This window comes from Alkalicoccus urumqiensis (assembly GCF_002993335.1).
Taxonomy (GTDB): Bacteria; Bacillota; Bacilli; order Bacillales; family Salisediminibacteriaceae; genus Alkalicoccus; species Alkalicoccus urumqiensis.
Genome location: NZ_PVNS01000025.1, coordinates 1 through 10,207 on the forward strand (window position 1 = coordinate 1; position 10,207 = coordinate 10,207).

9 protein-coding genes and 2 pseudogenes are annotated in these 10,207 nt (G+C 52.1%); 7 read left to right on the forward strand and 4 right to left on the reverse strand.

Going from position 1 to position 10,207, the window contains the following annotated elements; translation table 11 throughout:
• Nucleotides 1-450: 450 nt before the first annotated feature.
• The 4 genes and pseudogenes from C6I21_RS16230 to C6I21_RS16735 form a co-directional block, all read left to right on the forward strand.
• Complete coding sequence (locus C6I21_RS16230; RefSeq protein WP_142393278.1) at nt 451-960, forward strand: matrixin family metalloprotease; 510 nt, start codon at nt 451-453, stop codon at nt 958-960.
• A 17-nt stretch (nt 961-977) separates the two neighbouring features.
• Nucleotides 978-1,589, forward strand: a complete 612-nt coding sequence (locus C6I21_RS16075) for a hypothetical protein (protein ID WP_105960494.1) — start codon at nt 978-980, stop codon at nt 1,587-1,589.
• 322 nt (nt 1,590-1,911) lie between these two features.
• Nucleotides 1,912-2,655: pseudogene (locus tag C6I21_RS16080) on the forward strand (transposase); the annotation flags it as partial.
• Nucleotides 2,594-2,731: pseudogene (locus C6I21_RS16735) on the forward strand (hypothetical protein); the annotation flags it as partial. The pseudogenes C6I21_RS16080 and C6I21_RS16735, both read left to right, overlap by 62 nt.
• A gap of 398 nt (nt 2,732-3,129) precedes the next feature.
• Here the strand turns inward: C6I21_RS16735 and C6I21_RS16085 are convergent.
• From C6I21_RS16085 to C6I21_RS16095, 3 genes are all read right to left on the reverse strand, one after another.
• Complete coding sequence (locus C6I21_RS16085; RefSeq protein WP_105960495.1) at nt 3,130-4,569, reverse strand: sucrose-6-phosphate hydrolase; 1,440 nt, start codon at nt 4,567-4,569, stop codon at nt 3,130-3,132.
• Entirely contained in the window at nt 4,569-5,528 is a 960-nt protein-coding gene (locus C6I21_RS16090; RefSeq protein ID WP_105960496.1) for an aminoimidazole riboside kinase, read from the reverse strand. The genes C6I21_RS16085 and C6I21_RS16090 overlap by 1 nt, the downstream gene beginning before the upstream one ends.
• 111 nt (nt 5,529-5,639) lie before the next feature.
• Entirely contained in the window at nt 5,640-7,622 is a 1,983-nt protein-coding gene (locus C6I21_RS16095) for a methyl-accepting chemotaxis protein (RefSeq protein WP_181186291.1), read from the reverse strand.
• 230 nt (nt 7,623-7,852) lie between these two features.
• On the opposite strand from C6I21_RS16095, the gene C6I21_RS16100 reads away from it, so the two are divergent.
• From C6I21_RS16100 to bshB2, 3 genes are read left to right on the forward strand one after another with little or no spacing between them, the layout of a single operon-like run.
• Nucleotides 7,853-8,779, forward strand: a complete 927-nt coding sequence (locus C6I21_RS16100) for an ATP-grasp domain-containing protein (RefSeq protein WP_105960500.1) — start codon at nt 7,853-7,855, stop codon at nt 8,777-8,779.
• A 4-nt stretch (nt 8,780-8,783) separates the two neighbouring features.
• Entirely contained in the window at nt 8,784-9,134 is a 351-nt protein-coding gene (locus tag C6I21_RS16105) for a YojF family protein (protein ID WP_105960498.1), read from the forward strand.
• Nucleotides 9,135-9,152: 18 nt separating this feature from the next.
• Nucleotides 9,153-9,809: a bacillithiol biosynthesis deacetylase BshB2 gene (gene bshB2 / locus C6I21_RS16110; protein WP_105960499.1), complete on the forward strand. Its 657-nt coding sequence runs from the start codon at nt 9,153-9,155 to the stop codon at nt 9,807-9,809.
• Here bshB2 and C6I21_RS16650 read toward each other — a convergent pair.
• The coding region (locus C6I21_RS16650; RefSeq protein WP_210200641.1) for a hypothetical protein at nt 9,776-10,207 on the reverse strand (432 nt) is incomplete at its 5' end. The two genes, bshB2 and C6I21_RS16650, sit on opposite strands and share 34 nt — an antisense overlap.

The window sequence follows — 10,207 nt, forward strand, 5'->3', positions numbered from 1 at the left end:
TGTTTTGTGTGGTAACTTAACAATATCAAAGGGTGTTCTTTTTGTGTAGTAAAATGATGCATAAATGAAGCCCCTCACCAACTTGCTGGTGAGGGGCTATTAGCTAGGGTTTTGTCCCAGCCTCTTTGCTTATTTTAAATTTATTTGTAATCGCACTTTTAACATATAAACTGTAATATGCAGAGTAGAAAATATGAAAATCAAAGGCAAAAATTTTATGTAATAATTACATAAAATATAAATATATTCTAAAATGTGTGAATATTTGGTATAATATGTTACTTTCGATTGTATTTATACCAAATATATGGTATTTTAAATTCATATAATTTTTTCAGAAAATTATAAATAATTATAGGAGGTATGCATTATCCGTATCCAGCTGCTGTGATTTTGTTTTTTTACTAATTTTAAAGGAAAAGGGAAATTGAATTGAAAAAGAGACTTACAATGATGATTTTCGCCGCTTTATTATTTGTCACACCTGTTACTGCTACCGCCAACGACTTAACAGGATCGGCTGCTTATGATTTTGTTTCCAATGTTCCGACTGGAACTTGGGATAATGCTACCTCTAACAGCGCTCATAGTTCTGCTTTTAGCCATGCAGTTTCACAATTAAATGATGTTACTTCAGGTATTAATTTATCATTAACTACCTCCGGTCAGAATATTACTGCCAGATCTACTTCCGGTAGTGCAGATGGTTATTATGGCTTATGGAGTCCTAATAGTAGTGGAGCTTCATCAGGAGGTACAATTTATATTAATGCTACTTCTACTTCAGCAGATAATTTTATTGCATGTAATTATAATAAGACAGCTATGCATGAATTTGGACATGCGATGGGATTGACTCACCAAAATAATGCAACTTCTACAACAGTTATGAAACAAGGTCAGTTTTGTTTTAACGACTATACGCAGTTAGATAAAAATAATTTGAGATATCAATATTAAGGTGGAGATGAACATTAATGAACAAATATCTTCCTTTAATCGGGTTGTTGCTCTTAGTTGCTTGTAATAATGGAGAAACAGATAGTTTATCCAGTGACACTCCTATTAGTGAACGGCTTCCTCATGCTGATTACAATGTTCCAAATGATTTACAAGATTTAGAAACAGATAGCGAGGATATTGTAACTGTACGAGTAAATTCAAACGAAAGAATAGGCTATGAAGATGAAGAACAAGCTTACGTTAGTACACTTACTAATGTGGAAATCTTAGAAGTGCATGCAGGTAGTAACTACAATGAAGGGGACGAAACTATAGTTTCTGAACCTTACTATGTTGATTTTAACGGTGAATACCAACAACTTGAAGGATACGTACCAATGGAAGAAGGCAGAGAATATTTATTATTTCTCAGGTATGGGGATGATGAAGAATTAGACAATGGTATTGTCAGCTTAGATTTCGGAAAATATAGCGTAGGGGGGGGGGAAGTGATTGAGGAGTCAGTAACTACACTGCGCACTGTACAAGAGCTAGATGGTGTTGATTTTATGAAAGATGACTCTACACACGTGGAACTCTATTCAGAGATTAAAGATGAAGCATTAGAAAAATACTCGCCTGAATAGCAATTAAGTAATAATAAAGAGGCTGGGACAAAACCCCCTCGATAAAAAAGCAGCTCTCGCCAAAATTTATTGGTAAGAGCTGCTTTTCTTTATAAGAGGGCGATCCTTCCACCAACAGTCGCTTGCCGCGGGCAAGGCATCAGCTAACCGCCGGAATTTCGCCGGCGGTGGATCTTCTCGCTTGCTTTCCCGCAGGCGTCTCCTGTGGTTCCAGGAGCCCTCTCTGTATCAAGACCATCGGGTCTTGCTTTTTACATAAAAAAAAGGATACCTTCGAATAAAGTTAGAACGACCAAGTCATAACAAATTCGGAGGTATCCTTATGTTTAAAGAGTATAACATGAATCAAGTAATTTTGCCGCTCGATTTCGCTTACCAATTACAAGAGAATGATATTGCCTTTGCCGTTCATTCCCTGGTGGAAAGCATCCTGGAAGAAGCATTTACTGCGTTCCAGCGTGGCACCGGCTGTCCGGCCTACCACCCCAAAATGATGATGAAAATTATTCTGTGTGCCTATACGCAGTCCACGTTTTCCGGAAGGAAAATAGAAGCATTATTAGAAGACAGTATTCGGATGATGTGGCTGGCGCAGGGATATACGCCAAGCTACCAGACCATTAATCGCTTTCGTGTGCATCCAGCAGCACAAGAGCTTCTTCGTCAGTGCTTCACCCAATTCCGATACCAGCTGGTGGAAGAAAAGCTCATTGATGACGAGGCAATCTTTATTGACGGAACGAAGATCGAAGCGAATGCGAATAAATTTACCTTTGTCTGGAAAAAATCTATTCTGCGCTACAGTGCTTCCTTAGTGGAGAAATCGAATCAGCTGTATGAAGAACTTCTCGCACAGGATATTATTCCTGCCATCACCCGGGAAAATGCCGAAGAACTTTCTTCGGAAGAGCTCGAAGAGATAACCCAGGCGCTTTCCCGCATGGTCGATCAATACGACGAGCAGATCGAAGCCGCCGAAGATGCAAAAGTGCAAAAACAATTACGTGCTGCACGCAATACACCAAAACAATATCGAAAAACGTTTCAGAATTTCCAGGCACGCAAAGCGTAAAGTGGAGGCAGAACCATTTTTTGGAAATTTGAAGGCCAATTTGCGTTTCACTAGAATGTCGGTGAGAGGCAAAGCGCAAGTGAAAAATGACATCGGCTTTGCACTCCTGGCGGTGAATTTACGAAAATACACTGCCAGCAGGGTGCAGAATCGATTTCCTGCCCAAACAAAACGTTGCGGACGATCCTATTTGGATCATCCGCAACGTTTTTTTGTCTTAAAAGGCTGTTTTGTCCCAGCCTCTTTCTTCTGCCTGGTTGACCCGTGCGTCCGCTCCGCCGGTTCTGACGCAATTTGTCCTGCACGTAACGCGGGAACCCGGCCAAATGACGCGGCAGGCACCCGCTTTGACGCGTTTTATCCCGAAAGTGACGCGGCACGCCGTTTACGTGACGCACCTTTCCGTATCCCGGCCATACCTCCCTCCATCAACAAGAACCCCGGAAGCCGAAGCCTCCGGGGTTCTTCTTATTCCTCTTCGCTTAATTCCCACGATGTCCAGTGCATGCTTCCTTTGTCTCCGCGGATGCGGATCACGTTGTTTTCCGGCTTCGGGAAAAAGCGCGCGCTCATGACCTTTTCTCCGTCATTCAGGAAAAACTCCAGCGAGGAGTGGTCCATGTACAGATGCACTTCCTCCAGGTTTTCCACATAGCAGTGGCGCTCTTCTGTTTTCCCGTCTTTAAATGCCGGACGGGACAGCGTCACGAGGCCGTCTGAAGCGCTGTAGGAAAACACCGCTTCGTCCCGGAGTTCCAGCTGGAAGCTTTCCGCTTCCCGCACGTTTATTTTTAGTTCCGAGGCCGGCGTCACGGCCACTTCCGGCGTACGCGACGGATCGGCTTTCATTTCCAGCGCTTCACCAGTACGGAGTGCTTCCAGTTCCTTTACCGGCACCTGGCGCAGGTAGTCCCCTTCCCGCTTCAGCTCCCGCGGAATCGTCAGACAGTGGATCCAGTGGTTTTCCACCGTCGGCTGATACGCTTCATCCGAATCCGGTACACCCATCCAGCCGATGAGGATGCGGCGTCCGTTTTCATCGAGGGTTGTCTGGGGCGCGTAAAATTCGAACCCTTCGTCGAGCTCGATAAATTCCCCGTGCGAAAACGACGGTGCGTTCAGGTCGGCGGCACCTAAGAAGTAGCCGGCCTGGTAGACGTTCTGCCAGTGGGCGCCGCGCGTCTCCAGGCCCTGCGGGGAGAAGATGAGCACGCCGGTGCCGTCGAGTTCAAAGTAGTCCGGGCATTCCCACATGTAGCCGAAGCTGCCGAGGCCGTTGATGCCGGAGCCGGCAAGCGGGCCGGTGAGCTCCCAGTTTTCAAAGTCGTCCGACTGGTACAGCAACACGCGTCCGGTAAGGTCCTCGGTCTGGGCGCCGATGACGAAATACCAGCGGCCGTTTTCCTGCCATACTTTCGGGTCGCGGAAGTGCGCCGTATAGCCTTCCGGAAGCGTGTCGACGAGAGGCCCTTTTTTCTCGACGCGCACGCCGTCCCTGGATACCGCGAGACACTGGTACGATTCGCGGTTGTTGTTTTCGTCTTTGACATTGCCGGTGTAGACGAGGTGAAGCAGGCCGTCTTTTTCCACGGCGCTTCCCGAGTAGCAGCCATCCTTTTCGTACCATTCACTCGGCGCGAGCGCGATCGGGTGCTCCCGCCAGTGGACGAGGTCCTCCGAGGAGACGTGTCCCCAGAATTTATCGGTATGATCCGGCTGGAATGGATTCCACTGAAAGAATAAATGATACGTGCCCTGCCAGTGAATCCAGCCGTTCGGATCGTTTAACAGACCGGACGGCGGCATCAGGTGGAACGCCTGACGATACGGATCCGATTCCACCAGCTTCCGCTTTTCATGAACGGCTTGATATGCTTTCTGGTGCAGCTGCTGTTCTTTTTCGGTCATCAGGACTGTCCCTCCTTCTGTGCGGCTTTTACTTCTTCGAGCGTCGGCAGCGCCGTCATCGCACCTTTTGTCGAGGCGGCAAGCGCGCCGGATACAGAAGCGAACGAAGCCATGTCCGCCGCTTCCTGCGGAGAGAGATCCCGGAGCGGCATATCAAGCAGGTGCAGCTGATACAGAAGACCACTCACAAACGCATCCCCTGCGCCGGTCGTATCCACCGCATTCACTTTTCTCGCCGGCACGTGCACAGGCTCCTCCCCCTGAATGAACGCCCAGCTTCCTTCCGCCCCGAGCGTAATGTAAATAAGCGGAATGTGGTACGCATCCAGGCGTCCGACACCCTTCTCGATGTCCGTTTCCCCGGTGAGAAACTCCAGCTCCTCCTCCGAAATCTTCAGCACATCCGCCTCCCCAAGCATCTCTTCAATGCCGCGCTTCGCCTCTTCCGAAGACGGCCAGAGTCCCAGACGGAGGTTCGGATCGTACGAAACGAGCATACCGTGCTCCTTCGCCAGCGCCACCGCCCGCTTCGTCGCCGACTTCGCCGGCTCGCTGATCAGGCTGATCGATCCGAAATGAAGCACGTTATTCTGCGTGAACAATGCTTCCGGCACTTCCTTTTCCTGCAGAAAACGGTCCGCACTCGGATCAATGTAAAACTCAAAGCTGCGCTCGCCGCCTTCCCCGAGCGTGACGAAAACGACGCCGGTACGGGTATCCTTCGTCATGTACATCGTCGACGTATCGACGCCGTACGAATCGAGCGTTTCCTTTAAAAAGCGGCCGAGCACATCATCGCCGACTTTTCCGAGAAAGCGGGCTTCCGCTCCTAGCCTTGCAAGGCCCACCGCTACATTTGCCGGTGCGCCGCCGGGGCTTTTTTGGAATGTTTCATTGTTGTCATCCAATGGAATAAAATCAATCAGTGCCTCTCCAAGGCAGATAATACCTTTCGCCATCAGCTTCCACTCCTTTATAAACAGACAGCGCCTGCCGGCCGGAGATCCAGTCGACAGGCGCTTTTCCTAGTTTTCATTATACGGATGGAGACGCTTTGGCACAAGGAAATATCAGACAGTAAAGCGGCTCGTTTTCTGCTGCAGGGCAGCACTTAAATCATTGAGCTTCTCGGACGTGCGCCCGACCTGCTCGACTGCCGTCACCTGCTCCGCGGCAGAGGCAGAAACCTGCTCTGCTGTCGCCGCGGCGTTTTCCGAGACTTCGGCGATGCTTGTCATCGCTTCCTCCATGCTGTCTTTCCCTGCCGTCACGCTTTTCAGATCCGCGTACAGCCCGTCGATCACGCTGCGGAGCGAGTTCACGGATGTGATGATCGAAGCGAGCGACGATTCCGTTTCCTTCACCGCGCCCTGCTGCGCTTCCTGGCGCTCGCCGGCGTGCTGTGCGGCCCGGGAGACGGCGTCGGTTTCCTGCTCGACGTGCTTTAATGTGCCGCGGATCGTCTCTGTCGCCTTCAGCGACTGTTCCGCGAGACGGCGGACTTCATCGGCGACGACCGCAAAACCACGGCCGTGTTCACCGGCACGCGCCGCTTCGATGGAAGCGTTCAGCGCGAGCAGGTTCGTCTGATCGGCAAATTCGGATATCGTCTGCACGACCGTACCGATTTCGGCGACCCGCCCGGTCAGCTGCTGGACGGCGTCCTGCACCTGTGTAAAGACGGCGGCCGTTTCTTCCGCTTCTGTGCTCAGCGCCTTCATGCTGGCCGATCCGGCATCGTTTGCTTCCCGGATCGTATCAGACAGACGGCTCATCTCATCCGCGCGCTGTCCGGCCTCTTCCACTCGGCCGGACAGCGACTGCATGTGGCCGCCGGTTTTCTCAATATCCTCCGCCTGACGGGCAGCGCCTTCCGCCACCCCGGTTACCGCGGTGGACATGTCATCGCTCGTTGCGACCGTCTCTTCGGATACGGCACTTAAATCCTCCGCCATTTCACGGGCTTCGCCGACCGACTGCTGAATCGATGTGATCAGGCCGTGCAGTTCTTCAGTCATATGGTTGACCGCGTGGCCGAGTTCACCGACTTCATCGCGGGAACGTACATTGACAGAAGCGGTCAAATCACCGTCTGCCAGACGCTGGACGTGCGTTTTCATCTCGGCGATCGGCTTTGTAAAGCGGGTTCCCGCCGCATAGGCAGCGAGTACGGCCAGCAGCACAGCAGCAAGACCGGCAATGATGAACGTGTTCCGCGTCGTGGCAAGCTCCGCGTACAGTTCGCTGTTTTCATACTCCGTGAGCACCGTCCAGCCGAAGCCGTCGATCTCCTGAAAATAAGCCGTTTCTTCATTGGAAGTGACGGAGCCGGCACTATCGCCGGCGACCGCCGTCTCAAGCTGTGATCCTTCCGGAAGCCCTTCCCCGATGCGCTCCGGATTCGTGTGGGCGATGAAAATACCGTTCTCATCAACGAGGGAGAGCTCCCCGTTGTAGCCGATATCGGTCTGTTCAAGGGCAGCGGCCATATCGTTTAAGGAAAGGTCGACTGCTTTGACACCGAGCGTCTCTCCGCCGCTCTGAACGGCTTTCGCTGTCGTAATGACGAGTTCTTCTGTTTCCACGTCGATGTACGGCGACGTCCAGATGACTTCCTCCGGTGCTGCCTCGGCTTCTTCGTACCACGGTCGGGCGGTTGCATCAAAATCGTCCGGCACCTCGATCACCGGTGTCGACAAAAACGTGCCGTCCGAACTTCCGACATACATGAGCTGAATGCCTTCATCCCGGGCTTCGTATGTTTCATGCGTTGCACTGACCGCCTCCCACGAGGCATCCGCATCCGCTCCTCCTTCCAGATAGGTTTGTACGCGGCTGTCCGAGGCAAGTCCTTCCACCGTCATGCTGTACTTTTCCATGTATTCCTGTATGTAGCGTTCCGCGTCGACGACCGTCGCCTCCGCATTGTCGTTGACCGACTGTTCGATCCCTGCACTGAGCTGCCAGTAGATCACAAGCGATGTAACCAGCATCGTTGCGACGACGAGCCCACCGGCAAACAAAACGAATTTCCCCTTCATTGAATGGCGCATTCTGTCCTTATTCCCCCTTCTTTCGTTATACTCCATTCCTCATTATACCGGATAACCACCCACTTGAATGCAGGACTTTATACCTTTTATAAGTCTTTATACACACGAAAACGGTTGCTGTTTTTTAGAGCGGCCTGCTGTTTTCCTTTGGATACCGGAGCGGCGCTTTCATTGCTTCCGCCATTCAGGCTGGTATAATAGGGTCAGCATGGAGAAAGGTCGTGAACAACATGAAAAAAGTGATTATTCTCCACGAAAACGATGCGTGGACCGCTCCGCTGAAAACGGAGCTTGAAAAGCGGGACGTCCCGTATGAAACGTGGCACCTTCATGAAGGAGAAGTACCGCTTCATGAAACGCCGCCGGATGCCGTGTATTATAACCGGATGAGCGCTTCCTCCCACTCCCGCGGCCACCGTTATGCGCCGGAGCTTACAGCAGCCGTGTTAAACTGGCTGGAGCGCCACAACCGGACGGTACTGAACGGAAGCCGTGCGCTTTATCTGGAGCTGAGTAAAGCAGCCCAGTACGAAGCATTGAAAGCCCACGATATTCCCGTGCCGGAAACGACGGCGGTCGTCGGCGATACGCGTCTGATCGAAGCGTCCCGCAACATGCCGCTGCCGTTTATTACGAAGCATAACCGTGCCGGAAAAGGCCTCGGCGTCAAGCGCTTTGACAGCACAGAGGAGCTCGAACAGGTACTTTCGCAGAATATGCTGGAGCCTTCCATCGACGGCGTCATGCTGCTGCAGAAGTACATCGATGCTCCGGACAATACCATTACCCGCTGTGAGTTTATCGACGGGAAGTTTTTATACGCGGTCCGCGTCGACACCTCCGGCGGATTTGAACTCTGTCCGGCCGACGCCTGCGCGGTGGATGAAACCCCGCAGCGGCCGCCGTTTGAAATCATCGACGATTTCCAGAGTCCGCTTATCGCCAAATACGAAGCATTTCTTCAGGAAAACGGCATTTCCTTCGCCGGCATCGAGCAGATTACTGATGCGGATGGAAACACGTTTACCTATGACGTAAACACCAATACCAACTACAACTCAGACGCGGAAACTGTCTACGGCAGATCCGGAATGAGTGAGATGGCAGAGGTACTGAAACAGTACGCGTCTGCCCCGCTCGTTAAAGGAGGCGTGTAAATCAATGGACACGATACAGGTAGAAGCAGTGCAGGAAAAACTGGAGCAGCTGGCCGGAAAAGATGTGTATATTCACGTGGAGACGACAAACGGAGCGTATGCGTCCCATAACGACAAATCCTTTTTCTCCGCCGGCGCGTTCGTACGCAACCTCCGTTTTCAATACGTACACGGAAAAATTACCGGCGAAGGCCCGTACCGCGTGGGATTGGAGACGCAGCAGGGCTGGGTGTACGCCGAAGGCTTAACAGACTGGGAGATTGATCCCGACGGACGTCTTCTGCTTGCCGGCCACGATCCGGATGGACGTCTCGCCTGCGCCCTTGAACTTAGTGAAACGCCATTCCGAAAATAGAAAGGACGGACGCCAGCTATGAGTAACGAACATGTACTAGTCATCTTCCCGCACCCGGACGACGAGGCGTTCGGCGTATCCGGAACGATTTTATCCCATACCGAAGCCGGCACACCGGTAACCTACATCTGCCTGACGCTCGGTGAAATGGGCCGCAACATGGGCCGCCCGGTGATGGCCAACCGGGAGACCCTTCCCGACATCCGCTTAAAGGAACTCGAAGAAGCAGTCCGGCTCCTCGGAATTCAGGACCTGCGCCGGTTCGGCATGCGCGACAAAACGGTGGAATTTACCGACCAGGCGGCACTCGTCGAACGCCTGTCGGATGCCATCAATGAGATTCAGCCGTCGAAAATTATCACCTTCTACCCGGGCTACGCGGTACATCCGGATCACGACGCCACCGGCGAAGCGGTTATCCGTGCTGTCCGTGAGCTTCCGGAAAACAACCGTCCCGTCGTGCACGCGATCGCTTTCGCCGACGGAAGTGTGGAAGCGATCGGCGAGCCGGATGTGCTTCATGATGTCTCCGGCTACCGGGAGCAGAAGCTTGCCGTCATCGAGGCTCATGCCTCCCAGACAGCCGGACTGATCGAGCAGGTGCGGAAACGAACGAATTCCGACTTTATCGAAGATATGCTTCACACCGAACGATTCTGGACGTATCCGGTGTAAGCAGGCAGAACGACAGGAAAAGCTGCGGCGGTCGATGAAGCGACCAGCCGCAGCTTTTTTTGACAGCTTTCAGCAGTTCCATTGCGGTCTCCGCCCAGCACGTGGCGGTGTTTCTGCCTATCGTTGCGATCTCTGTTTTCAGTGTGGCGGTCTTCTGCTCCCACGTGGCGATCTGCCTCTCGTGTGGCGGTGTCCTCTTCAGAGATGGCGATCTTTTTCTCCGGTGTGGCGATCCTGGACACCGCCGTTGCGATCCTTGATCTCCGCTGTATTTCTCCAAAACGGACATTTCTGCGCCCACGAAAACACGCGCCACCTTCATGGAGCAGAGCATCATCAAGTTCCGGCAGACATGTGAGCAGTGGGTGGAGACGTACGGGCACAGCGGAAAAACGGTA

What these genes read in the sequence shown, in the direction of transcription:
- C6I21_RS16230 (WP_142393278.1), top strand. Translation starts at nt 451, where the DNA reads ATGATGATTTTCGCCGCTTTATTATTTGTCACACCTGTTACTGCTACC.
- C6I21_RS16075 (WP_105960494.1), top strand. Translation starts at nt 978, where the DNA reads ATGAACAAATATCTTCCTTTAATCGGGTTGTTGCTCTTAGTTGCTTGT.
- C6I21_RS16085 (WP_105960495.1), bottom strand. Translation starts at nt 4,569, where the DNA reads ATGACCGAAAAAGAACAGCAGCTGCACCAGAAAGCATATCAAGCCGTT.
- C6I21_RS16090 (WP_105960496.1), bottom strand. Translation starts at nt 5,528, where the DNA reads ATGGCGAAAGGTATTATCTGCCTTGGAGAGGCACTGATTGATTTTATT.
- C6I21_RS16095 (WP_181186291.1), bottom strand. Translation starts at nt 7,622, where the DNA reads ATGCGCCATTCAATGAAGGGGAAATTCGTTTTGTTTGCCGGTGGGCTC.
- C6I21_RS16100 (WP_105960500.1), top strand. Translation starts at nt 7,853, where the DNA reads ATGAAAAAAGTGATTATTCTCCACGAAAACGATGCGTGGACCGCTCCG.
- C6I21_RS16105 (WP_105960498.1), top strand. Translation starts at nt 8,784, where the DNA reads ATGGACACGATACAGGTAGAAGCAGTGCAGGAAAAACTGGAGCAGCTG.
- bshB2 (WP_105960499.1), top strand. Translation starts at nt 9,153, where the DNA reads ATGAGTAACGAACATGTACTAGTCATCTTCCCGCACCCGGACGACGAG.